The 24,150-nt window shown below is 58.6% G+C and carries 23 protein-coding genes and 1 pseudogene; 14 read left to right on the top strand and 10 right to left on the bottom strand.

Annotation, left to right across the window (positions count from 1 at the left end; translation table 11 throughout):
- Positions 1–205: 205 nt before the first annotated feature.
- A complete protein-coding gene (gene eco, locus ACYZT8_RS14165) occupies positions 206–688 on the top strand; it encodes a serine protease inhibitor ecotin (protein ID WP_461982035.1) in 483 nt (160 codons plus the stop codon).
- A 30-nt stretch (positions 689–718) separates the two neighbouring features.
- On the opposite strand, the pseudogene ilvA reads toward eco, so the two are convergent.
- A pseudogene (gene ilvA / locus ACYZT8_RS14160) lies at positions 719–1,696 on the bottom strand (threonine ammonia-lyase, biosynthetic); the annotation flags it as partial.
- A 248-nt stretch (positions 1,697–1,944) separates the two neighbouring features.
- On the opposite strand from ilvA, the gene ACYZT8_RS14155 reads away from it, so the two are divergent.
- Positions 1,945–2,280: a DUF2834 domain-containing protein gene (locus ACYZT8_RS14155; RefSeq protein WP_461982033.1), complete on the top strand. Its 336-nt coding sequence runs from the start codon at positions 1,945–1,947 to the stop codon at positions 2,278–2,280.
- Between the two features lie 118 nt (positions 2,281–2,398).
- On the opposite strand, the gene ACYZT8_RS14150 is transcribed toward ACYZT8_RS14155, so the two are convergent.
- Positions 2,399–3,322, bottom strand: a complete 924-nt coding sequence (locus ACYZT8_RS14150; RefSeq protein WP_461982031.1) for a magnesium transporter CorA family protein — start codon at positions 3,320–3,322, stop codon at positions 2,399–2,401.
- 7 nt (positions 3,323–3,329) lie between these two features.
- Positions 3,330–4,904 (bottom strand): RimK family protein, encoded by a 1,575-nt coding sequence (locus ACYZT8_RS14145; protein ID WP_461982029.1) that lies wholly within the window; start codon positions 4,902–4,904, stop codon positions 3,330–3,332.
- A 92-nt stretch (positions 4,905–4,996) separates the two neighbouring features.
- Here ACYZT8_RS14145 and rimI point away from each other — a divergent pair, with 92 nt between their 5' ends.
- Complete coding sequence (rimI, locus tag ACYZT8_RS14140) at positions 4,997–6,097, top strand: ribosomal protein S18-alanine N-acetyltransferase (protein WP_461982027.1); 1,101 nt, start codon at positions 4,997–4,999, stop codon at positions 6,095–6,097.
- Positions 6,098–6,217: 120 nt separating this feature from the next.
- On the opposite strand, the gene ACYZT8_RS14135 is transcribed toward rimI, so the two are convergent.
- Positions 6,218–7,369: a PQQ-dependent sugar dehydrogenase gene (locus ACYZT8_RS14135; RefSeq protein ID WP_461982025.1), complete on the bottom strand. Its 1,152-nt coding sequence runs from the start codon at positions 7,367–7,369 to the stop codon at positions 6,218–6,220.
- Positions 7,370–7,420: 51 nt separating this feature from the next.
- A complete protein-coding gene (locus ACYZT8_RS14130) occupies positions 7,421–7,780 on the bottom strand; it encodes a hypothetical protein (protein WP_461982023.1) in 360 nt (119 codons plus the stop codon).
- Positions 7,781–7,973: 193 nt separating this feature from the next.
- Between ACYZT8_RS14130 and ku the strand changes: the two genes are divergently transcribed.
- A complete protein-coding gene (ku, locus tag ACYZT8_RS14125; protein ID WP_461982021.1) occupies positions 7,974–8,858 on the top strand; it encodes a non-homologous end joining protein Ku in 885 nt (294 codons plus the stop codon).
- A gap of 164 nt (positions 8,859–9,022) precedes the next feature.
- Here ku and lpxO read toward each other — a convergent pair whose 3' ends face one another.
- Positions 9,023–9,922 (bottom strand): lipid A hydroxylase LpxO, encoded by a 900-nt coding sequence (gene lpxO, locus ACYZT8_RS14120; protein WP_461982019.1) that lies wholly within the window; start codon positions 9,920–9,922, stop codon positions 9,023–9,025.
- 495 nt (positions 9,923–10,417) lie between these two features.
- On the opposite strand from lpxO, the gene ACYZT8_RS14115 reads away from it, so the two are divergent.
- Entirely contained in the window at positions 10,418–12,007 is a 1,590-nt protein-coding gene (locus tag ACYZT8_RS14115; RefSeq protein ID WP_080932037.1) for an ABC-F family ATPase, read from the top strand.
- 270 nt (positions 12,008–12,277) lie between these two features.
- Positions 12,278–13,465, top strand: coding sequence for an MFS transporter (locus tag ACYZT8_RS14110; protein ID WP_461982017.1), 1,188 nt, complete (start codon positions 12,278–12,280; stop codon positions 13,463–13,465).
- 176 nt (positions 13,466–13,641) lie between these two features.
- Here ACYZT8_RS14110 and ACYZT8_RS14105 read toward each other — a convergent pair whose 3' ends face one another.
- Together ACYZT8_RS14105 and ACYZT8_RS14100 are read right to left on the bottom strand one after the other, a co-directional pair.
- Complete coding sequence (locus tag ACYZT8_RS14105; RefSeq protein WP_461982015.1) at positions 13,642–14,679, bottom strand: alpha/beta hydrolase family protein; 1,038 nt, start codon at positions 14,677–14,679, stop codon at positions 13,642–13,644.
- Between the two features lie 168 nt (positions 14,680–14,847).
- Positions 14,848–15,459, bottom strand: coding sequence for an FMN-dependent NADH-azoreductase (locus ACYZT8_RS14100; protein WP_461982013.1), 612 nt, complete (start codon positions 15,457–15,459; stop codon positions 14,848–14,850).
- Between the two features lie 129 nt (positions 15,460–15,588).
- On the opposite strand from ACYZT8_RS14100, the gene ACYZT8_RS14095 reads away from it, so the two are divergent.
- Entirely contained in the window at positions 15,589–16,497 is a 909-nt protein-coding gene (locus tag ACYZT8_RS14095; RefSeq protein ID WP_461982011.1) for a LysR substrate-binding domain-containing protein, read from the top strand.
- On the top strand, positions 16,494–16,853 hold the full coding sequence (locus ACYZT8_RS14090) for an MmcQ/YjbR family DNA-binding protein (protein WP_461982009.1): 360 nt from the start codon (positions 16,494–16,496) through the stop codon (positions 16,851–16,853). Before ACYZT8_RS14095 ends, ACYZT8_RS14090 begins: the two co-directional genes overlap by 4 nt.
- On the opposite strand, the gene ACYZT8_RS14085 is transcribed toward ACYZT8_RS14090, so the two are convergent.
- Together ACYZT8_RS14085 and ACYZT8_RS14080 are read right to left on the bottom strand one after the other, a co-directional pair.
- Positions 16,850–17,281 carry a DUF1294 domain-containing protein gene (locus ACYZT8_RS14085; protein ID WP_461982007.1) on the bottom strand — a complete coding sequence of 144 codons (432 nt, stop codon included), beginning with the start codon at positions 17,279–17,281 and terminating at the stop codon, positions 16,850–16,852. The genes ACYZT8_RS14090 and ACYZT8_RS14085 overlap by 4 nt on opposite strands.
- Positions 17,278–18,108, bottom strand: a complete 831-nt coding sequence (locus ACYZT8_RS14080; protein WP_461958783.1) for an undecaprenyl-diphosphate phosphatase — start codon at positions 18,106–18,108, stop codon at positions 17,278–17,280. The genes ACYZT8_RS14085 and ACYZT8_RS14080 overlap by 4 nt, the downstream gene beginning before the upstream one ends.
- A 289-nt stretch (positions 18,109–18,397) precedes the next feature.
- Here ACYZT8_RS14080 and ACYZT8_RS14075 point away from each other — a divergent pair, with 289 nt between their 5' ends.
- The 6 genes from ACYZT8_RS14075 (at position 18,398) to ACYZT8_RS14050 (ending at position 24,135) form a co-directional block, all read left to right on the top strand.
- A complete protein-coding gene (locus ACYZT8_RS14075) occupies positions 18,398–20,032 on the top strand; it encodes a methyl-accepting chemotaxis protein (RefSeq protein ID WP_461982005.1) in 1,635 nt (544 codons plus the stop codon).
- A gap of 140 nt (positions 20,033–20,172) precedes the next feature.
- The gene (locus ACYZT8_RS14070) at positions 20,173–21,231 is read left to right on the top strand and encodes an IS110 family RNA-guided transposase (RefSeq protein WP_461982331.1); all 1,059 of its coding nucleotides are present in this window, start codon (positions 20,173–20,175) and stop codon (positions 21,229–21,231) included.
- A 476-nt stretch (positions 21,232–21,707) separates the two neighbouring features.
- Positions 21,708–22,271, top strand: coding sequence for a nicotinamide riboside transporter PnuC (gene pnuC / locus ACYZT8_RS14065; RefSeq protein WP_461982004.1), 564 nt, complete (start codon positions 21,708–21,710; stop codon positions 22,269–22,271).
- Positions 22,268–22,792, top strand: a complete 525-nt coding sequence (locus tag ACYZT8_RS14060; protein WP_461982003.1) for an AAA family ATPase — start codon at positions 22,268–22,270, stop codon at positions 22,790–22,792. The genes pnuC and ACYZT8_RS14060 overlap by 4 nt, the downstream gene beginning before the upstream one ends.
- A 331-nt stretch (positions 22,793–23,123) precedes the next feature.
- Entirely contained in the window at positions 23,124–23,561 is a 438-nt protein-coding gene (locus tag ACYZT8_RS14055) for a hypothetical protein (protein WP_461982001.1), read from the top strand.
- A 1-nt stretch (position 23,562) separates the two neighbouring features.
- Entirely contained in the window at positions 23,563–24,135 is a 573-nt protein-coding gene (locus tag ACYZT8_RS14050) for an adhesin (RefSeq protein ID WP_461981999.1), read from the top strand.
- Positions 24,136–24,150: the final 15 nt, after the last annotated feature.

The raw sequence follows: 24,150 nt of genomic DNA, 5'->3' as shown, positions 1-24,150 counted from the left end.
GCGAATTTCGCCGTGCAGCTCATCGGTAAATCAATGATTTAACGGACATGCCTATAAACGGCCTCATGCAATTTGCAAGAAAGGGCAGTTTCAGCCCTGCAATTTGCATACAACCCGAGCGGGGTTTGCATTAGCGGAGGTCGACAGTAAGAATGCGCCTGTCATTCCAGTATCCGCTGACCCCACTCACACGCAAGGAGGCATCATGGGTTCTTTGACCTTTGTCACTACCGTCGGGCTGATTGTTGCCAGCCTTTCAAGCGTGGCACATGCCGCAAAGCTTGAAACGGTCGCGCCGTTTCCCAAGCCTGAGAACGGCTTTACCCGCCAGGTCATTCACGTTCCTGCGCAGCCGCAGGAAGAAAACTTCCAGGTCGAAGTGCTCGCCGGCAAGATCCTGACCGTGGACTGCAATCGCCAGCGTCTGGGCGGTATCCTTGAAGAAAAAAACCTTGAAGGCTGGGGCTACCCCTTTTACCGCCTGGAAAAAGTCATCGGGCCGATGAGCACGATGATGGCTTGCCCCGACGGCAAGAGTAAAAAGGAGTTCGTGCCGGTGGTTGGTGACGGCTTCATGCTTCGTTACAACAGCAAGTTGCCGATCGTGCTCTACGTGCCCAAGGACGTCGAAGTCCGCTATCGGATCTGGTCGGCGTCGAGCAAGGTCGAGACAGCTGTTCAGGAATAAACTCGCCTCGCCTCATGCTGAAGCGCCGCTCAACGCGGCGCGCTCGGCGACATGCCGCAAACTGTCAAAGTTGATGTTGGCGCCCGAGTCGATTGCCACCAGGGTGTGAGCGACGTACTTCTTGATTCCGGCCACCGCCAAGGCGCCGGAGGGTTCGGTGATCGAGCGGGTATCGTCGTAGATATTCTTGATCGCGGCGCACAGTTCGTCGTTGCTGACGGTCAGCACTTCATCGACACAAAACCGACAGACCTCAAATCCGTAAGCGCCTATCTGCGCAACGGCCACGCCATCGGCGAAGGTGCCCACATTGGGCAGTACAACACGCTCACCTGCCTGCAAAGCAACGTTCAAACACGCGGAATGTTCTGACTCGACGCCGATGATGCGGACTTCAGGTCGCAGGTATTTGACGTACGCGGCGATGCCGGCGATCAGACCTCCGCCACCCACAGGGACGAAAATTGCGTCCAGCGGGCCTTGATGCTGGCGAAGGATCTCCATGGCGACGGTGCCCTGCCCCGCGATCACGTCCGGGTCATCGAATGGCGAGACGAAGGTACAACCGGTTTGCTCGGCCAAACGCAGCGCGTAGTCGAGGGCGAACGGAAAACTCTCGCCGTGCAGCACCGCCTCAGCACCCCGACTGCGCACCCCGAGCACCTTCAATTCTGGCGTCGTGCAGGGCATGACGATGGTGGCGGCGATCCCCAACTCACGGGCCGCCAATGCCACACCTTGGGCGTGATTGCCCGCTGAAGCCGTGATCACGCCGCGAGCCTTTTGCTCATCGCTCAGTTGCACCAGTTTGTTGTAAGCGCCACGGATCTTGAAGGAAAAGGTGGGTTGCAAATCTTCGCGCTTGAGCAGGATCTGATTACCCAAGGACTCGGACAGCGCCGGTGCGGGTTGCAAGGGAGTGCGCACGGCCAGTTCATACACCGGCGCGGCGAGGATCTTTTTCACGTAGTGCTCAAGCAAAGCCTGCTGGGCGGGGATGCTGCTCATGGTCGTCTCCTGACGTTGATCGGAGCCCGGGAGACAGAAAGTAAAAACCCGCCTCTAGGGCGGGTTGGGTGCTGCAGTCGTGAGCTAGCCCGCCAAATAAGGAATGGCGGTAATAATGCTTGGCTGGCAGCGCAATACGGTGGAAGTCATGGCTGGAAATTAGCCGGGCATTGATGGCAAGTCAATGGCCAATTTTCTTCGGCGTCTGTAGGCTGGCGACACCAATCATTGTCCCAAGGAAGGAAACCATGAAGTCTGTCGCCCTGCCCCTCGCTGCCTTGATCGCCTTTGCCGGTTACACCGTTTCAGTGATGCTTCAGGCGGAGCAATCGCTGATCGACTTCGGCATCAGCCTGATGTCCCGCCCGGACACTGCGCAGGTGGTGATTGATCTTTATCTGTTGGCGATTCTGGCTGGAATCTGGATGTACAGGGATGCGCGCAAGCGTGGGCAGTCGAGGGTGTCGGTGATTCCGTATCTGCTGATCACGGCGGTTTTCGTGTCGGTCGGGCCGTTGTTGTACCTCGTCGTTCGTGGGCTTAAAGACCGCAAGAGTTGCGTTGATGCACGGCAGCAAGTCTGATTCAGGTGTTGTTGAGATGCTGATTAAGTCTTCGCGGGCAAGCCTCGCTCCTACATTGGAATGCATTCCATTGTAGGAGCGAGGCTTGCCCGCGAAAGCGATCTGACAACCGCAAAAGCTATTTCGCCAAGCGCCTGAGCCCAAGCACCATCGCCCCCGCCCCAATCATCATCGCCGTCAGAAACAACGGATATGACACCCACCAAGGCGTGTCCCCGGTCATCATGCTGAACTCGGACATGCCGCCAATACTCGCAATCAGGTTCAGCGGCAAAAACACCACGTTAATTAACGTCAGCTTGCGCAGCAGATTGTTCATGCTGTTGTTCATCAGGTTCCCCCGGGCGTCGATCAGCCCGGAGAACACCGTGGAGTAGATTTCCGCCTGTTTGTAGCACTGGTTGTTTTCGATGATCAGGTCGTCAATCAAACCGATGGCTTCGGTGCTGAAGTGTTCCTTGGCCGCGTGGTTGCGCAGCCGTGTCAAGACCGCGCCGTTGCTGTGAATCGCGTTGATGTAATAGATCAGGCTTTCACTGAGGTTGAACATCTGGATCAAGTGCTGGTTCTGCATCGAGGCGTTGAACTTCTGCTGCAGTTCTCGGGCAACCAGCTTGATCACCTTCAGGTGACCCAAATAGTGATGGATGTTGTTGAACAACAGGTCGAGCAGCACATCCAGCGGCGTGTTCAACCGCTGCCGGGTGCCGAGCCCATGTAGCGGCGCATCGTCGGTGGCGATCACCAGCAATCGCTGCGCAGAAAACAACAGGCCGCAGGACGACACTTCAAAGGCCAGGCTGCCGGCGCCGGAGTAATTTTCCGGGCGCTTCCAGATCAGAAACAGGTTGTCGGGGTGGAACTCGATGCGCGACACCTCGTCAGGGTCCAGGGCCGAGGCCAGGGCATGTTCATCGAGCTTGAAGTGGCTGTGCAATAAATCTCGCTCGGCGGCATCGGGGTTGCTGAACAGCATCACCTCGGCGTCCAACCGCTCGACCGATTGCAGGGCGCCGCCGGCCAGTTGAAAGCTTCTGATCATCGGCCGCTCACCAAGCCTGGCCGCGACGTTTCAGTTCCAGCCGTCGGACGAACTCCTCCAGCACCAGCGAATACAGATCGTCCTGCAAGTAGGCGTCTTCGATGCCGGCGTCCATGTTCGGGTTGTCGTTGACTTCGATCACCACCACCTTGTCACCGGACTGTTTGAGGTCGACGCCGTAGAGGCCGTCGCCGATCAGGTTGGCGGTTTTCACGGCCAGGTCGACCACGGCTCGCGGGGCTTCGTGGACTGCCAGAGTGCGGCATTCGCCGTTGATGTCCTGGCCCTTGGCCTTGTGGTTGTAGATCTGCCAATGACCCTTGGACATGAAGTATTGGCAGGCGAAGATCGGTTTGCGGTTGAGTACGCCGATGCGCCAGTCGTATTCGGTGTAGAAGAATTCCTGGGCCAGCAGCAGCACCGAGTGTTCGAACAGTTCGGCCGTTGCTTCGAGCAAGGCTTGCTGGCTTTCGACCTTGATCACGCCCCGGGAGAAACAGCCGTCGGGAATCTTGAGCACTAACGGGAAGCCCAAGCGTTCACCGACCCGTTCGAAGTCTTCCGGTCGATCCTTGTAGAGGATTTCGGTGGCGGGCATGCCGAGTTGGTGACTCTTGAGCAGGTCGGTCAGGTACACCTTGTTGGTGCAGCGCAGGATCGACGCCGGATCGTCCATCACCACCAGCCCTTCGCTCTCGGCTTTTTTCGCAAAGCGATAGGTGTGGTTGTCGACGCTTGTGGTCTCGCGGATCAGCAGGCCGTCGTATTCGGCAATGCGCGCGTAGTCCTTGCGCTCGATCAGCTCGACATCAATGCCCAATGTCTTGCCGACGCGTACGAAATTGTCCAGCGCCTTCGCGTTGGAGGGCGGCAAGGCTTCCTGTGGGTCGTGCAGGATGGCCAGGTCATAACGGGCCAGGCGCCGTGAGCGTGGCACGCGCCAGATCTTGCGGCTGAAACTGTCCAGGGAGTTGGCGAATTGATCTTCCTGGTCTTCGCGCAACTTATGCAAGGTGCCGGACTTTATACCCTCGATGTGCCAACCATTGGTTCTTCTAAACTCAACTAACAATATCGGACACGGAAAAACCTCAAACAACTGACGCGCCAGATCCTGCAACGGTTCGATATTGGTTTTACCGAAGTACAACGTCAGGGTAAAACCTTCGGTGTCGCTGTAAAGATGATTGCTGAGGGCTTTTTCCAGGGGTTTATCGAGGTCGTCCAGCGCCAGGCCGTACAAGGATTTTTTGGTCAGTTCGCTGATGGTTCGCACCGACGGAATGACCTTGTGCCCCCGCGCTTCGGCCAGCAATGAGCAGTAATAACCGTGCCCCAGGTACTTGTAGCTGCGGCACAGGTTGATCACCTGGACCCGTTTACCCTGTTCATTGTCCCGCGTCTGCTCGAGGTATTCCTGGGCGCTGACAATGTCCTCGCTGGGGAAGTACGAGGCCCAGTCTTCCTTGCGTTCGACGATGATAATCAACTGACTTGAAGTTTTGTTTGCATCATTTAAATAAGTTGCTACCGGCAAAGTTTGCTCGGATACTTCGCGCCAATGACCTTGTACCGCTGACATAGTGATTGATCCGTTGGAGAACAAGACCTTTCCTATTAAGCACGAACTTTTTCGAAAGTCCCGTTTCGTTACGCAACTTTTACGGCGGTCATATGAACACTGTCTTTCGCTTGGCGGTAGTTGAAGACTTACCCGCGCTGCTGGAACTTGAACAGCAATGTTTCACCACCGACCGGCTCAACAGTCGCAGCTTTCTGTGGATGATCACGCGGGCTCACGGCCAGCTGTTGGTGGCCCAGCGTGGCGAGCAATTGGTCGGCTACGCCGTGGTGCTGTTTCACCGGGGCACTTCGCTGGCGCGGCTTTATTCGATTGCGATCGCGACCGGGGCGCGCGGCAGCGGGCTGGGCAAGCAGTTGCTCGAACGCGTCGAGTCCTGTGCTCTTGAACATGATTGCGCCTACCTGCGGCTTGAAGTGCGTATCGACAACCCGGCGGCGATTGCCTTGTATGAGCGCAACGGCTACCGGCGTTTCGCGCTGATCCATGACTATTACCAGGACCATGCCGACGCGCTGCGCCTGGAAAAGCGCATCCTTGAGCACCGCGATTCGCGCAGCATCAAGGTGCCCTGGTATCGGCAAACCACCGATTTCACCTGCGGCCCGGCCTGCCTGCTGATGGCCATGGGGGCGCTGCAAGCGGACCGGGTGCTGGAGCGTCGCGAAGAACTGCAAATCTGGCGTGAGGCGACGACGGTATTCATGACCTCAGGCCATGGCGGCTGCAGCCCTCAAGGCTTGGCGCTGGCAGCATGGCGCCGGGGTTTCCGGGTGCGGTTGCAACTGAGCATGGACGGGCCGTTGTTTCTCGATGGCGTGCGCGATGAGCATAAAAAAGACGTAATGCGCTTGGTGCACGAAGAGTTCACTGCGCAGCTACTCGAAACTGATGTGGAGCAAGTGATCGGCGGCCCGCTGAACCTTCCACGGTTACTGGGCGACGGCGGACAACCGCTGGTGCTGATCAGCAGCTATCGGCTGACCCGCTCCAAGTCGCCCCATTGGGTGATCGTCACCGATTCCGATGAGGAGTTCGTCTACCTGCACGACCCGGATGTGGACCACAGCCAACATCGCCAACCCATGGACTGCCAGCATCTGCCGGTCAGCCATGGGGAGTTCGACAAGATGTGCAGCTTTGGCCGGGGGAAGCTTCGGGCGGCGGTGATTCTCTATGCCGGCTCAAACTGATCGTTCCCACGCTCCGCGTGGGAATGCCGCCATGGACGCTCTGCGTCCGCTCGTGATGTGACGCGGAGCGTCACGGGATGCATTCCCACGCAGAGCGTGGGAACGATCGGTCGCCTTGGGTTACTTCAGGCCGATCTTGTACAACCCGCCATCGTCCTCATCGGTCAGCACATACAAGTACCCATCCGGCCCCTGCCGCACATCGCGAATGCGTTTGTTGAGTTCGCCGAGCAAGCGTTCTTCGTGAACCACTTTGTCGCCATCGAACTGCAAGCGGATCAACTCCTGGCTGACCAGCGCACCAATGAACGCATTGTGCTGCCAGACCTTGAAGCGATCCGCATCGTAGAACGCCATGCCGCTGATGCCCGGCGACTTTTCCCAGACATGGTGCGGCGCCACGGTGCCTTCAGCGCTATTGCCCTTGGCTTCCGGGATCGGTTGGCCGGAATAGTTGATGCCGTGGGTCGCCAGCGGCCAGCCGTAATTCTTGCCGCGTTCGATGATGTTGATTTCATCACCGCCCTGCGGACCATGCTCGTTCTCCCAGAGGACACCAGTCCACGGATTGAGCGCCGCGCCTTGCGGATTGCGCTGGCCATAGGACCAGATTTCCGGGCGCACACCGGACTGCCCGACAAAGGGGTTATCGTCCGGAACCTTGCCGTCGGGATAGATGCGCACCACCTTGCCTTGCAACTTGTCGAGGTCCTGGGCCGTCTCTCGGTCATTGTTTTCGCCGAGGGTGATGAACAGATAGCCGTCGCGATCAAACACCAATCGTGAGCCGAAGTGGTTGCCGACCGAAAGCTTGGGCTCCTGGCGGAAAATCACTTTGAAATCCTTGAGGGTTTTCAGGTCCTCGGACAATTGCCCTCGGCCTACCGCTGTGCCAGCCTTGTCGCCCGCACCGCCGCCCTCGGCGTAAGACAGATAAACCGTGCGGTCCTGCTTGAAGTCGGGTGACAACACCACATCCAGCAAGCCGCCCTGCCCCTTGGCCCAGACCTTTGGCACGCCATTGATCGGCGCCGACAGTTTGCCGTCGTAATCCACCACCCGCAGATTGCCGGGTCGTTCGGTGACCAGCATGCCTTTGCGGTCCGGCAGGAACGCCAGGGCCCACGGATGTTCCAGGCCCTTGGCAACTTGCCAGACTTCAAGGGTGCCCTGCTCGCTGTTCATGTCCTGGGGCGGCGCCGCGAAGACGGGTGCCGTGGCGGTGATCAGTACGCTGGCACAGAAGGTGGCCAGGAGGGTTTTACGCAGCATGCACGATTCCTTTTGTCGTTCGAATGGCTGGCAAGAACGCTGTCCTGCCGTTCAACGGTTGCTGGTGTCTGCGTCTCGATGGGGAGGGTTGGGAATGAATTTGGGAGGGCTGGCGGGAACCGTTCGGTCCTGCGGATAGCGATTGCCGATGCCGCCATTATCGAGGGTCGGTGGACGCGGTACCGGCACCGTGTTCGGCCCGCGAATGACCGGAGCGCCGGGCTGCGTGCCTTGCATGCTATTGGGATTGGCCCGACGAATCGGGCTGTTGTAAGGGTTGTTATTGCCGGTGCCCGTTGGGCTTTGGGCCAGCAGTAAAGAGGACGAAGGCACTGCGACGTCGGCCTGGGCCAGATTGCTCAACAGGCCACTGAATGCCAGTACGGTGCAGGCGAGCACGAATCTGTTCATGGGAGGCCTCCGGGCGTCAGCGTGGATAGGGTCTTCGATAGCACGCTACGCCCGAGGTTCGGATTTGTTAACTAAAACCTCTTTCACAAGATGTAACACCAGTTGACCGCCCCGCAGGACCGGGACGCAACCCGCTGAAACTTTTGCGCCGCGCGGCAGGTCACCTGAACACATCACTTGCGAGTAGACGACCATGGCACGGGCAATCTGGAAAGGCGCAATCAGTTTCGGGCTGGTGCATATCCCTGTGGCGCTGGTCTCGGCGACGTCCTCGCAAGGCGTGGATTTCGACTGGCTCGACAGCCGCAGCATGGACCCGGTGGGTTACAAGCGCGTCAACAAGGTCACCGGCAAGGAAGTCACCAAGGAACACATCGTCAAAGGCGTGCAGTACGAAAAAGGCCGTTATGTGGTGCTCAGCGAGGAAGAGATCAAGTCGGCGCACCCGTTGTCCACGCAGACCATCGACATCTTTTCCTTTGTCGACGCCGAACAGATTCCCCTGCAAAACATCGACACGCCCTACTACCTGGCGCCGGACAAACGCGGCGGTAAGGTTTATGCGCTGTTGCGCGAAACCCTGAGCAAAACCAACAAAGTCGCCCTCGCCCACGTTGTCCTGCATACCCGCCAGCATTTGGCTGCGTTGATGCCACTGGAATCGGCGATGGTGCTGGTGATGCTGCGTTGGCCCGCCGAAGTGCGCAGCCTGGAGACGCTGGAGCTGGGCGCTGAAGTGACCAAGCCTGAACTGGCCAAAGGCGAACTCGACATGGCCAAGCGTCTGGTGCAGGACATGAGCGCCGACTGGAAACCCGAAGATTACCGCGACAGTTTTGAAGACAAGATCATGGCGCTGGTCGAGAAAAAAGCGAATGAAGGCAAGATTGAGGATGTTGAAACGGCGACGGGTGAAGAGGAACGTAAAACGGCTGATGTGATTGATTTGACTGAGCTGCTTAAACGTAGTCTTGGGGGCAAAGGTGCCAGTAAAGCCACAAGCAAGCCCACTTCTAAAGGTAAAACTGCGGCCAAACCAGCGGAGGAAAAGAAGGCTTCGAAGCGTTCCAGTGGCTGACTGATTACAGGGGCATTCATGAGTTCTGCAATGGAAGTAATGGCCTCTTCGCGGGCAAGCCCGCTCCCACAGGTTTCAGTGTCAGCTAAATAATTGGCGGCAAACGCTGAACCTTGTGGGAGCGGGCTTGCCCGCGAAGGGGCCATCCGCAGCAATGCAAAAAATCAGATCAACACAAAAATCGCCAGCAACCCACCAAAAATCGCCCACTTCTCAAGGTAATAAAGTTTGCGATTACGTTTCTTCAGTGCCTTGCCCCGCAGGCGAATCTTGTAGATTTTGGCGAACAGGCGGTTGATGCCACCGGTCTTGTCCCCCGCATCATTCGGCGCGCCCGCCGCCGACATCACGTTACGGCTGAACCAGCCGTTGAACGCCGCCGCCCAGCGGTACTTCATCGGCCGCTCGACGTCGCAGAACAGAATGATGCGGTTCTGCTGGGTGGTGTTTTCGGCGTAGTGAATGAAGGTTTCGTCGAACATCACCGCTTCACCGTCGCGCCAGTGGTAGTTCTCGCCATCGACGTTGATGTAGCAACCGGCATCGTTCGGCGTTTCCAGGCCCAGGTGGTAGCGATAAGAGCCGGCATACGGATCGCGGTGGCGGACCAGTTTGGAGCCCGGCGGCAACTCGGCGAACATCGCGGCTTTGATCGAACCGATGCTTTGCACCAGCTCAGTGGTGCGCGGGCAGAGTTTGGTCGCTGAAGGATGGCTGTCGCCGTACCACTTCAGGTAGAAACGCTTCCAGCCCGTCTTGAAAAACGAGTTGAAACCGACGTCGTCGTATTGGTTCGAGCGCTTGATCTCCCCGGCCCGGAGCAGGTTCTGGCCTTCCGCGCGAATTTCTTCCCAATGCTCCTGCAACGGACTCAGGTCCGGGAAATCGGCCGGGTCGAGGTAAGGCTTGTTGGGGATCTTCGAGAACATATAAAGGAAGCAATTGATCGGCGCCAGAAACGACGAGTGATCGCTTAATTGACGGCCAAACTTGTGGCGCACCCGACCGCGCAGGTGGACGTAGGCAATTGAGAGTACATAAATTGCGGCAATAATCAGTTTCACAGAAATCGTCACACGTCAGAAGTGAACAAACTGCTTCCCCTCCAGGCTTCAAAGCCTTGGGGGTTTGTGCAGCGTCTGAATACGAAACAGCGTTCCCGGGTAGCCCGTCCCAGAGCCTGCCGATGGTCGGCATCAGGTTGAAACATGGCATTTTAGTCTCATTTTGTAACCAATAGTTAACCTTCAAATGTGAAAATCTGTCCGTTGATGCCGCCAAAGCGCCCGCGCAACCTCAACGCCCTATCGTTTAAAGAGCCAGACCAGTACAATCGCCGCCAAACATTACGCGCCCCCCTTGGTTGATGACGGGAATGAACCCCGCCTCAGCGCACTTCGACTCGGGCCAAGCGCTCCATATGCTGCTGTCCACTTATTGCCAGATGGACCTTCCGCTTCTGACCGGGATGCATTTCCCGTGGTTCGGATACCGGAAACGGGTACTGAATCGGTACTGCCGCAACCCTAGCTACTCTGAATGCTTCGCAGGAAAAACCTTTGATCTCTACAGCTAACATCACGATGCAGTTCGGCGCCAAGCCGCTATTCGAAAACGTTTCGGTCAAATTCGCCGCGGGCAACCGCTACGGTCTGATCGGCGCCAACGGCTGCGGCAAGTCGACCTTCATGAAAATCCTCGGCGGCGACCTCGAGCCGTCCGGCGGCCAGGTCATGCTCGAGCCGAACGTGCGTCTGGGTAAATTGCGCCAGGACCAGTTCGCCTACGAAGAATTCACCGTCATCGACACCGTGATCATGGGTCACGAAGAGCTGTGGAAGGTCAAAGCCGAGCGCGACCGTATCTACTCGCTGCCGGAAATGACTGAAGAAGACGGCATGGCTGTGGCCGAGCTGGAAACCGAATTCGCCGAAATGGACGGCTACACCGCCGAATCCCGCGCCGGTGAATTGCTGCTGGGCCTGGGTATCGGCATCGAGCAGCACTTCGGCCCGATGAGCGAAGTGTCCCCTGGCTGGAAACTGCGCGTATTGCTGGCTCAGGCGCTGTTCTCCGATCCTGAAGTGCTGTTGCTCGACGAACCGACCAACCACCTGGACATCAACACCATCCGCTGGCTGGAAAACATTCTGACCCAGCGCTCCAGCCTGATGATCATCATCTCTCACGACCGTCACTTCCTGAACAGCGTGTGCACCCACATGGCTGACCTGGATTACGGCGAGCTGCGCCTGTTCCCGGGCAACTACGACGAGTACATGACCGTGGCAACCCAGTCCCGCGAGCAGCTGCTGTCGGACAACGCCAAGAAGAAAGCGCAGATTTCCGAGCTGCAATCGTTCGTCAGCCGCTTCTCGGCCAACGCCTCGAAAGCCAAGCAGGCCACTTCCCGCGCCAAGGCGATCGACAAGATCCAGCTGGCCGAGGTCAAGCCTTCGAGCCGTGTGAGCCCGTTCATCCGTTTCGAACAAACCAAGAAGCTGCACCGTCAGGCGGTCATCGTCGAGCGCATGGCCAAAGGCTTCGACGGCAAGACGCTGTTCAAGGACTTCAGCTTCCAGGTTGAAGCTGGCGAGCGCGTGGCGATCATCGGCCCGAACGGTATCGGTAAAACCACCCTATTGCGCACCCTGGTCAACGAACTGACCCCGGATGCCGGTACCGTGAAGTGGACCGACGCCGCGGAACTGGGCTACTACGCCCAGGACCACGCCCACGACTTCGAAGACGACTGCAACCTGTTCGACTGGATGGGCCAATGGACCCAGGGTGGCGAACAAATCGTTCGCGGCACCCTCGGCCGCATGCTGTTCTCCAACGACGAGATCCTCAAGTCGGTCAAGGTCATCTCCGGTGGTGAGCAAGGTCGCATGCTGTTCGGCAAGCTGATCCTGCAAAAGCCGAACGTGCTGATCATGGACGAACCGACCAACCACTTGGACATGGAATCCATCGAAGCGCTGAACCTGGCGCTGGAAAACTACCCGGGCACGCTGATCTTCGTCAGCCACGACCGTGAGTTCGTATCGTCGTTGGCCACCCGCATTATCGAACTCAGCCCTAGCGGCGTGATCGACTTCAGCGGTACTTATGATGACTACCTGCGTAGCCAGGGCGTTGTGTTCTAAGCGTTCGCTATAAATGAAAAGCCCTGTCCTGGTGACGGGGCTTTTTTTTGCACTGATCGTTCCCACGCTCCGCGTGGGAATGCAGCCCGGGACGCTCCGCGTCCCTTCAAGAGCCGAACGCGGAGCGTCCGTTGAGGCATTCCCACGCGGAGCGTGGGAACGATCGGTGAAGAGGGCCTCGGGTGCAACGAATATAGTTAGCCTGCTTCCTTTTATTTCCCGCCCAAGCCATGATGCAACTCTCCCACCGCCGCCCGCGAACGAGTCCTCATGTCTGCGCAGCAACAGCCACCGCATAGCTCAATGGCGATCACCCTGCAGATCGTCTCGATCGTTTTCTATACCTTTATTGCGTTCCTCTGCATCGGCCTGCCGATTGCGGTGTTGCCGGGCTATGTGCATGAGCAGTTGGGTTTCAGCGCAATCGTCGCTGGGCTGACCATCGGTTCCCAATACCTGGCCACCCTGCTCAGCCGTCCCATGGCCGGGCGTATGTCGGACACCATTGGTACCAAACGGGCGATTGTTTACGGCTTGTCGGGGATTGTGCTGAGTGGCGTGCTGACGTTGATTTCAACCTTGCTGCAAAGCTTTCCACTGCTGAGCCTGTTGATCCTGATTGCCGGACGCTTGCTGCTCGGCATCGCCCAGGGCTTGATTGGCGTGGGCACGATCAGTTGGTGCATGGGCCAGGTCGGTGCGGAACACACCGCACGCTCGATTTCGTGGAACGGCATTGCGTCTTACGGCGCCATTGCGATCGGTGCGCCGCTGGGCGTGGTGATGGTCGCCGAATACGGCTTTGTCAGCCTGGGGATCGCACTTTCACTGTTGGCCCTGGCCGCCCTGCTGCTGATCCGCAACAAACCCTCGGTGCCGGTGATTCGCGGTGAGCGTCTGCCATTCTGGGCAGTGTTCGGACGCATTGCGCCGTTTGGCGCGAGCCTGAGCCTGGCTTCCATCGGTTACGGCACCCTGACAACCTTTATCACCTTGTATTACGTCAGCCGTGGCTGGACCGGCGCGGCCTACTGCCTGACGGTCTTCGGCATCTGCTTTATTTTGTCGCGATTGTTGTTTATCTCAGCGATCAGCCGCTTCGGCGGCTTCACCTCGGCGATTGTCTGCATGAGCATTGAAACGGTGGGCCTGATGCTGCTGTGGCTCGCGCCTTCGACCGCTTATGCGCTGATCGGCGCCGGCCTGGCCGGATTTGGTCTGTCGCTGGTGTACCCGGCGCTGGGGGTGGAAGCGATCAAGCAAGTGCCCAACTCCAGTCGTGGCGCGGGCCTTAGCGCTTACGCAGTATTTTTCGATCTGGCACTGGCGATTGCCGGGCCGCTGATGGGCGCGGTGGCGTTGAACCTGGGGTATTCGTGGATTTTCTTTAGTGCGGCGATGTTGTCGGTAGCCGGACTCGGCTTGACCTTAATGCTGAAACGCCGCGCAACATCCTGACTGACCGCGATCCCTGGTAGCAGCTGTCGAGCCTGCGAGGCTGCGTTCGGCTGCGAAGCAGTCGTGAAAGCATGCTCCGCGGTTTTTCAGACAAAATGTACATGCAGATTTTACGACTGCTGCGCAGCCGAACGCAGCCTCGCAAGCTCGACAGCTGCTACACAAATCGGTGGCGATTACTGATCCGCAGTCTGCATCCCGGCGCGATTCGGTTTGCCCAGCGCATGGGAGAAGAACCGCCCGGCTTCGGACACCATACTGCGATGGATGTCTTCGCGATCAACGCCGTCAGCATCGGTGCACAGCGCCGGCATGGCGGCGATCTGCTCTTCATTGCAAGGCGCCATGAACACGAAGTGCCCTGCCCCGGCCAGCAATTTGAAGTCCGGTGCGGTCGGCAGTTTGCGCGCCAGGGCGGCGGCGTTTTTGTCGAACGCCACCAGTTTGTCGCCATCCCCGCTGTAAAGCAGTACCGGCACATGCACGTCAGCCAGCGTGTGACGGCCGAACTTCAGGCTCAGCGGCGCCATCAGCAGCAACGCATGCACGCGCGGATCCGCCACGGGTTGCAAGTCATCGCGGTCGACAATCAGCTCGCCTTTGGTGTTGCAGGCATCGCGGTCGTCCGGGCGCTCCTGGCAGTAGCGGCGCAGACGATCCAGGTCAGGCGTCGCACCGGACAGGATCAACGCTGTTTCGCCACCCGCCGAATAACCAATAACGCCCACTTGATCGGCATTGACGAAAGGCGCGAGCATGCGATCGCCCAGGGTCGCGGTAATGGCTTCGGAAATCTGGATCGGCCGGCCATAAAGGTTACTCAACGTACCGAGGCGGCTGTGGTCTTTGGAGTTGTCACCGGGGTGGATCACCGCCACCACCACAAACCCTTTGCGCGCCAGCGAGGTGGCGAGGTCGTGCAGCGCCAACGGGGTTCCGGTGTTGCCGTGAGACAGCATCAGCATCGGGAAACGGCCCATGGCAACACGGGTGTCTTCGCCGGCTTCGACGGTGTAACCCTCGATTTTGCTGGTGTGCTCCCGGTCGCTGGAGGGATAGAACGCGATGGCGCGCATCGGCTGCAAATCCAGAGGATCGAGAAAACTCATCTCATGGAAACCGACGCTCCAGTGAGGATGCGGCGCAGGCGCGGCGTGCACTGAATTCAGGCTGCTGAGCAGGCAAATCAGTAATGTTGCACAAAGACGCACCATGGGATGCCCCACCTTGTTACTGGACCGGAGTCGGTAACCCTCGACTGCATATCCCGGGCCACAATCTGTAATGACCAGAAACAAAAAACTCCGTATCTGGCACTTGCGTGATCAGAATACAGAGTTTTTTGGGGGGTGCCTGAGCTGTTTGAACTCTTTACGCAAGTCTTACGCAGCGGCGAACAACTGCTCGCTGATTTGCGTGTGAGCGTCGCTCATGGCTTTGGTGCGCACTTCGTCACCGTAGGCCAGGCCATGGGCACGAACAAATTCAATGTCGGTGATGCCGATGAAGCCGAACAGCACCTTCAAGTACTCTTCATGCGCAACGCCAGTGGCCTGACCGGCATGCAGACCGCCGGACGTCGAGACGATCACGACTTTCTTGCCACCGCACAGGCCTTCAGGGCCGGCTTCGGTGTAGCGGAAGGTCTGACCGGCAACGGCAATGCGGTCGATCCAGGCCTTGAGTTGGGTCGGGATGGTGAAGTTGTACATCGGCGCTGAGATCACAACAGCATCGGCAGCGAGGAATTCGGCCAGGGTGGTGGCGCTCAGCTCGGCTTCGTGCTGTTGCGCGGCGTTGCGCAGTTCAGCGGTGGTGCCGGCGGCAACCAGAGTAGTGGCGGAGAAATGGCTGATGGCATCAGCGGCCAGGTCGCGGTAAGTCACTACGGCGGTTGGCTCGGCGGCTTGCCAGGCGTTGACGACTTCGCTGCTCAGCAGACGGGAAGCCGAGTTGTCACCAAGAATGCTCGAATCGATATGCAACAGTTTCATAAGGGATCTCCAGGTGAGGATCGCCACCGGGCGATCTGATGGGGAGGATCCTACAGATGAAACCAATAGCTGATTAGCCCGCAACAATGCGATAGTTCGTCCCACTGATAGAACAATCGGATTCCCATCATGCAAGACCTCAACGACCTCTACTATTTCGCCAAGGTGGTCGAAGCCGGCGGCTTCGCTGCGGCCGGGCGTTTGCTGGGGATTCCCAAGTCCCGGCTGTCGCGGCGCATTGCCGAACTGGAAGAACGCCTCGGCGCACGCCTGCTGCAACGCACCACCCGACAGCTCAAGCTGACCGCGGTGGGCGAACGCTACCTGCGGCACTGTCAGGCGATGCTGCTGGAAGCGGAGATGGCCGATGAAGCCGTGGCCAGTATGTCCAGCGAGCCCAGGGGCCGCTTGAGGGTGTCCTGCCCCGTCGGCCTGGCCCACGAAATGCTGCCGATGGTGATCAGCAGATTTCTTGATAAATACCCCCAGGTTCAACTGGAAGTCATGCTGATCAATCGCCGGGTCGATCTGGTGACCGAAGGTGTCGATGTCGCGCTGCGGGTCCGTGATTTGGGCGATGAGGATCCGCTGCTGGTGACCCGTCGCTTGCGTCAGGCACAAATGGCGATGGTCGCCAGCCCGGCGTTCCTGCACGAACGTCAGATCAACCACCCCGAAGACCTGAAAGCCTTGCCGGTGCTCGGCGCACTGGAAGCGGATCGCATGGTGCACATCCGCATGCTCGATCAGCAGGGTAAAAGCTATGACTTGAGCCTGGAGGCACGATTGGGCATCGATGATTTCATCGTACGCAAGGCCTGCACGCTCGCCGGCCAGGGATTCACCATGCTGCCGATGATGTATTGCGAACAGGAACTGGAAAATGGCTCGCTGGTGCAGTTGCTGCCCGACTGGTCATTGCCTGGCGGCTGGCTGCAAGCGGTCTACCCTCATCGGCGCGGGGTGATGCCGGCCGTACGTGCCTGGATCGACCATTTGATCGAATCATTCAATGCCTGTGGGGACCGATTGATATGAAGGCTGGACGCATGAGCGAAGAGGACGTCGCGCAATTCTGTCTCGCGCTGCCCGGCGCGCGGGAAGACTATAAATGGGGAGGCGTACGGGTGTTTTCGATTGCCGGGAACAAGATGTTCGCCTTGCAGAACCTGCGCGGCGATTCCCTGGCCTTCAAGGTCGACAAGGATCTGTTCCTCGGGCATTGCGACCGCCCGGGCATTCACCCGGCGCCGTATCTGGCGCGGGCCCAATGGATCATCATGCAAACGCCCTACCCGCTGGGGAGTGAAGAGCTGCAAGGGTTGTTGCAACGTTCCCACCAACTGGTGGTGAGCAAGCTGCCCAAGCGTACTCAGGTCAGCCTGCTGCTTTAGAACAATGCAAACAGATGCGCGCCAAGAAACAGCTGGTCGATCCAGAACACCTGGTGCATCAGCACAATGAGCCAGAACACAAGCTGGAACGAGAGCTTGCGGGTCTTGTGCCGAAACACTTGCTGGGCCAGCAAGGCCCCCGGCCAGCCGCCCGCCAGTTCGACCGCGTGCAGCACGTTCTCCGGAGTCCGCCAGCTGTCGGCTCGAGCCTTGCGCTTGTCGCTCCAGTACAGAAAGAACGCCAGCACGCTGACGATGCCGTAGGCCGCCAGCGGAATCAGCGAAACCCCGCGCAGCCACAGCGACACCGAACCCGTCAGCGGCAGCGCGCACAGGATCGCCAATACCAGCAATTTCAACCGTGGATGCTGGACCCGCTCTCCCCCGGACCGGCGTCCAGGGTTATTGCGCGCGCTGGCGTCACTCATGGTTGGACTGCGGTCCAGTCGACCCAGCCAAACTGCCAGGTGGCCAGGATCACCAGGCCGAACGCGATGCGATACCAGGCGAATGCCGCGTAGCTGTGACTGCCGATGAACACCAGCAGGGCCCTGACGGCAATCATCGCGAAGATGAACGCGGTGACGAAGCCGATCGCGAACACCGGAAAATCAGCCGGCACGAACAGGTCGCGGTACTTGTAGCCTGAGTACACCGCTGCCGCGACCATGGTTGGCATCGCCAGGAAGAACGAGAACTCCGTGGCAGTCTTGCGCGACAACCCGAACAGCAAACCGCCAATGATGGTCGAGCCGGAACGCGAAGTCCCGGGAATCATGGCAAGGCATTGGGCAAAGCCGACTTTCAGGGCGTCTTTCCAGGTTATTTCGTCGACGGTGTGTGCGTGCACTTCGTGCTGACGCCGTTCAGCCCACAGCATGATGATGCCGCCCACAACCAATGCCGTGGCCACTGTGATCGGGTTGAACAGGTAGTGGTGAATCAAATCAGAAAAAATCACCCCCAGCACCACGGCCGGCATGAAGGCGATCAGCAGGTTCGCGGTAAAGCGTCGGGCGCTCGGCTGAGTCCGCAAGCCAGTGACCACATCGAAGATCTTGCGGCGAAACTCCCACACCACGGCCAGGATTGCCCCAAGCTGAATAATGATGTTGAAAGCGATGGCCCGTTCGCCACCGAAGTTGAGCAAGTCCGCCACAATAATTTGGTGACCGGTACTGGAAATCGGCAAAAACTCCGTCAGCCCCTCTACAACCCCAAGAATCAATGCCTGCAAGGCGGTCCAAAGTTCCATCAATCCCCCAAAGGCGATGCGCCAAGGCATGCCCCGTTAGTTTTTTAAGCGTTCATCGCGCCAAGCGTAGCTGAAGTCCCGCGCACAAAGGATCCAGACGGAACCGTAAAAATTCCGTGAAAGATCGACTTGGATTCAGGTTTTTCCGCGCGGGGCCGAAATCCTATCAGACAAGCCTCGATAACGCTGCCGCGTAATGAGACTTGGGTCGCATATGCCCGACCGGCAAAGCGTGGTTGGATGCTGGCAATCGTTTATTACAAGAAAAAGAAATCGGAGTGACAGCGTTATGAACAGCTTGCGCAGTGTGTCGATCAGCCGACGCTTGTGGCTCATCTTGATCGTGTCGGTGGTGATGTTACTGACGTTGGGCGTGTTGATGCTCAAGCAGATCCATGACGACCTTTACCAGGCAAAGGCCCAGAAAACCCAGCACGTGGTGCAGACCGCCAGCGGCATTCTGGATTACTACCACGGCCTGGAAACCGCCGGCACGCTCACCCGCGATGCCGCGCAGAAACAAGCGCTGACCACCGTTCGCGGGCTGCGTTATGACCAGAACGACTACTTCTGGATCAACGATCTGACGCCGGTGATGGTGATGCACCCGGCCAACCCTAAACTCGATGGCCAGAACCTCTCGGCAATCCGCGACCCGGACGGTTTTGCGTTGTTCAACGAAATGGTGGCCGTTGCCAAGGCCAAGGGTGCCGGCACGGTCAACTACCGCTGGCCTAAACCGGGTGCCAGCGCCCCGGTCGAGAAAACCTCCTACGTCAAATTGTTCGAGCCTTGGGGTTGGGTGATTGGCTCGGGCGTGTACATCGATGACATGCAGGCCGAGTTCTATGGTCAAGTATGGAAAGCTTCTTTCGTCGGTCTGGTGATTGCGCTGATCATGGCGTTGCTGGTGATCATGATCGCTCGCAGCATTGTGCGTCCGCTCCAGGCCACCGTGAACGCCATGGCCAATATCGCCAGCGGTGAAAGCGACTTGACCCGCAGCCTCGACACCCATGGCCAGGATGAAGTCACTCAGTTGGCCCGGCACTTCAATGCCTTCACCGCCAAACTGCGCCTGGTCATCAGCGAGCTGCAAGTGTCCGCCAGTGCTCTGGGCCAGTCTTCCAGTGAACTGGGTAACGACGCCGCCCAGGCTCAGCAACGCAGTCAGCAACAGTCCCAGCAAATGGAGCTCGTGGCGACCGCGATCAACGAAGTGACTTACGGTGTGCAGGATGTGGCCAAGAACGCCGAGCACGCGGCCAGCGAAATGCGCGATGCCGAGTCCCAGGCGCAGCAGGGGCAGGTCAACATTGACGGCAGCTTGCAACAGATCGACAAACTGTCCGGCACCATCGATCAAGCCGTTGAAGTGATTCGCACCCTGGCGGCTGAAAGCAATCAGATTGGCAGCGTGCTGGAGGTTATCCGCTCGATCGCCGAGCAAACCAACCTGCTGGCCCTCAACGCGGCCATCGAAGCGGCTCGGGCCGGTGAGCAAGGCCGAGGGTTCGCGGTGGTGGCCGATGAAGTGCGCCTGCTGGCCCAGCGCACCCAGAAGTCCACGGCGGAGATCCAGTCAATGATCGAACGCCTGCAAACGCACTCCGAAGCGGCGGTCAAAGTGATCGGCGACAGCAGCCGGGCTTCGCAACTGACCATCGAACAGGCCGGTCTGGCCGGTGCCAGCCTGAATGCAATCGGCCAGGCGTTGCGCAACCTCAACGGGCTGAACGCGTCGATCGCCAGTGCGACCCTGCAGCAAGCCCATGTGGTGGAAGACATCAATCAGAACGTCACCCAGGCGGCCGGGTTGTCCCACAGCACCGCGCTGGCGGCCGAGCAGTCGAGCGTGGCCAGTGTCCGTCTAAAGGAATTGAGCGAGCAGTTGAACGGCCTTCTCTCACAGTTCCGCGTGTAAAAACACCCTCTTGTAATTGGATGGACTCGCCCAAGCCGAGGCGTCAATGCGCCACGATGGCAGTCTAAACAGCCAACGACAGCGAGGGCGAGTCCATGAAAAAGCATACTTCGATTGATCAATCCCTGTCTTCTTCCGATTTGTCGGCCTGCACAACCGTGGCGGTCGATCTGGCCAAGCAGGTCTTTCAGGTCGCCGGTGAAGACGTCCTCGGCCAAGTGCACTACGAGCAACGGATCAAGTCGCGCGAGGCGTTTTATGAGTTTCTACGCCAGTTGCCGCCTCATGTCGTGGTTCTGATGGAGACCGGTCCGGGTGCTCAAGCCTGGGCCCGGCAGCTGCAAGACCAAGGCAATCTGGCGCGGATTCTTCCAGCCCGTTTGGTGGCCACACATCGTAGCGGGCCTAAAAATGATCGCAACGATGCGCTGGCGATTCTGCGCGCTGGTCGCGATGAAAAGATCTACGCAGTGCCGGTCAAAAGCGTTGCGGCGCTGGCAATGCAGGCGTTGCATCGCGCCCGCCAAGGCTATGTGCGTCGACGCACGGCGGTGAGCAATCAGATGCGCGGCCTGCTGCTCGAGCATGGCGTGGCCTTGGCGCAGGGCGATGTTGCGATCAGCCAGAAAATTCCGCGGGTACTGGAAGATGCCACCCAGCCGGTGCCGGGCCTGCTGCGTGAACTGATCGACGAACTGTTGGCCGAGTGGCACCATTTGGGCGAACGCATCAGCGTGCTGACGGGGCGCCTGGAAGTGGCCGCCAACGCCGACATGACGGCGAAGCGACTGATGACTGTGCGCGGCATCGGCCCAGTCACTGCCACGGCACTGGTGGCCAAGGAAACCAAGCCTGAGCGATTTCCCAATGCCCGCAAGTTTGCCGCGTACTTTGGCATGGTGCCTGACCAGCACAGCAGCGGGCAGACGGTCCGGCTGGGGGACATGACCAAGCGAGGCGATGTTTATTTACGCAGCCTGATGATCCAGGGAGCCCATGCGGTACTGCAACAACTACGACCTGATTCCCAGCAACCCGATGACCGCCGCTTGTTGCGCTGGATGAGCCGGCTGGGTCGTAAGGAGGCTGCGATCAGGCTAGCCAACCGCAACCTGCGAATCGTCTGGGTGCTTCTACAGAATGACCAGACTTATCGTCGCCAGGCGGGTGATGGCCAGCAAGCGACGATGAGCCACTGAGCGACAGAGTTCTGCCACCGAGGTACCAACTGTCCGACCCTTTGCTGAAAAACATTGACCCCAGGTAAGACCGGCGTGGATTGATGCCTTAGCTGCTACTGGCCTTCGAGGCCTGACTGTAATCGGCATACCACGAGCTCTTCCAATTTTGGCCAGAAGCCGAAGACGGCTTCCTCGAATAGGCCTAATACATAGATGCAACGGGGCGGCGGTTTTTCAAAAGCGGGTAGACAGTGGGGGCGAGTCCATACATAGCAGCTGCCGAGCCCGCGAGGCTGCGTTCGGCGACGCAGTCGTCGTAAACCCTGCAAACGCGGCTTTCCTGATGCGCCGCGGGGGCTGATTTCACGACGACTTCGTCGTCGAACGCAGCCTCGCGCTGCTCGGCAGCTGCTACGGGCCGCGCGAGTCGGTTCTACTTGGCGGCGTCTGTCGGTACAATCCGCCCCCTCTTCTGTCTCCCCCAAGGAACCTCCATGTCCGGGCTTGAACTGTTTGCCGCCACCCTCGGCGTGATTGCCGTCTGGTTGACGGTCAAACAGAACCCCTGGTGCTGGCCGATCGGCCTGGTCATGGTGCTGCTTTACAGCTGGATCTTTTTTGAAGTGAAGCTGTATTCGGACATGCTCCTGCAAGTGGTCTACGCCGCACTGCAACTCTACGGCTGGTGGCAATGGACCCGCGCGGGTGAGGCGAATACCGGTCGGCAGGTCAGCCGGCTCGATGGAAAATCGATAGCATTGGGCCTTCTGGCCGGCGCCATTGGCAGTCTGTTGCTGGGGGCCGCCATGGCGCACTGGACGGATGCAGCCCAGCCATGGCTCGACGCTGCGCTGACCGGATTCAGCCTGGTGGCGCAATTATGGATGGCGCAAAAGCGCGTGCAATGCTGGCCGTTGTGGGTCGCCGTTGATGTGATTTTCGTCGGGCTGTTCATCTATAAAGGTATGTACCTGACCGCCACCCTTTATGCGCTGTTCTTGCTGCTGGCCGTGCAAGGCTGGCGTGAGTGGCGCACCGACCCGGCACTGCGCGCATGAAGGTTCTGGTGCTCACAGGCCCGGAATCCAGTGGAAAAAGCTGGCTTTCGAACGAGATTCACGCCAACTTTGGCGGCATATTGGTCAATGAGTACGTTCGGCATTTTATCGACAGCGAAGCCCGCGAAACCCGCTACGATGACATCACATCCATAGCGAATGGCCAGCTGACTTGGGAGGATGAAGCACGCGCCCGACAACCATCACTGTTGATTCTCGATACGCACCTCTTAAGCAACATCCTTTGGAGTCGCACCTTGTTTGGCGATTGCCCGTCATGGATCGAGCAAGCATTGCTTGCACGGCACTACGATCTGCATTTACTGCTGAGCCCTGAAACCGTGGTCTGGCATGACGACGGGCAACGCTGCCAACCGCAACTGGCAGAACGCCAGGCGTTTTTCCAGGCCAGCCGACAATGGCTTGAACTGCACCGCCAGCCTTGCCAGGTACTGCAAGGTGATTGGCAACAGCGCAAGGACGCGGCATTCGACGCTGTAACACGCTTGCTCAAGGCCTGACAAGGTTGCCCATCCTGCCACCGATGTTCCATTCCTGAAACACCCTCCCCTGTGCAGACCCGCGAACTAAAGCGGTCCGAGCGGTTCAGCATCAATTTGTTAAGCCACTGATACAACTAGCCTTCAATGCCCCTGACGAGCAATGCCGCCAGCATGGGCGGCGCTTTGGCGTGGGTCTGTCTCAGTGGCGTTACAAATTTTTTTTGACGCCCTCGACAATTAAATCCAACCCACTGTTTATAAAAGAAAACCTGAAAGCGGCACACCTTCTGCTCTCTACCTCGCAACGCTGATAAGGGCCAGCGTTCCACTTACAGAAGGAATTGCCGCCGTGGGGAAATTTGATCACCGCTTCTATGGCCTCCTGCTGATCGGATGCGCACTGGGCTCAACGGTCTGCCTGCCTGTACAGGCTGACAACGGCATCATTACCATCATTCGTGATGTCCAAACGCGCAACGCAACGATTCCGCCGCTAATCCCCGACCCGAACCCCACGACCGTCAATGCCAACCCGTCCAAACAAATCCTCAGCCAAACGAACGAGTTGAGCGACGGCGACTTTGCCAATGTCGCCAGTGGTGCAGGCATCAACCGCCTGATCACTCAAAACACCAACAACATGGGCGGCAATATCAGCAACCAGACCCAGCTTTCCAACCTCCCCGCTGGACGTTCCGGAAACTCGGGCAACGGTATTGCCAACATGGTCAATTCAAACGTCCAGCAAGGGCTGGGTGCTCTGAAAATCATAACGGGAGACCGTTAAGATGAATCGTACGCTGCTCTTTATCGCCATGTTTTGCAGTGCATCGATCTTTGCCCAACCTCCCGTCATCAATAACGCCGACATCGACGGTTCGGGCATGCAGTATCAGGGCAATCTCACGGTCAACCAGGCGGCGGGCGATTATCAGCAACAGGCCAATGCCCGGGCCATCGCCATTGGCACCAACGCCAGTGCGACCACGCAAATCCGCCAACGGCTGCGTACGCATGTCGACCCCAGGATCGATGCCCGATCCAGCATTCAAGGCGACTCCTTCAGCCACGGCAACGGTGTACTGGGCGTGAACCAGAGCACGGGCGCGAGCAACCAGCAAGCCAATGCCCTGCGGATAAGCATCAGTACACAGCCGCAAAGTATCGACGACAGCGTCCTCATGCAACAGAACGTGGCGCTGATCAACAACTCCGATCCAACTGACTCTGCACCAGGCTTTCGCCAGGTCGCTACCAGCGATCAGGCCTTCACCGGTAGCCGTGGGGTGATCCAGTTGAATCAGAGCGCCGGGGTGGGAAACCGAACGGCCAACACCCTGAGCGTACGGGTCGCGGATTGACCCAAAAAAGGTAAG

Source organism: Pseudomonas sp. LB3P93, assembly GCF_054898025.1.
The sequence above is the reverse complement of the archived record's forward strand: the minus strand, read 5'-3'. Positions and strand labels throughout refer to the sequence as shown.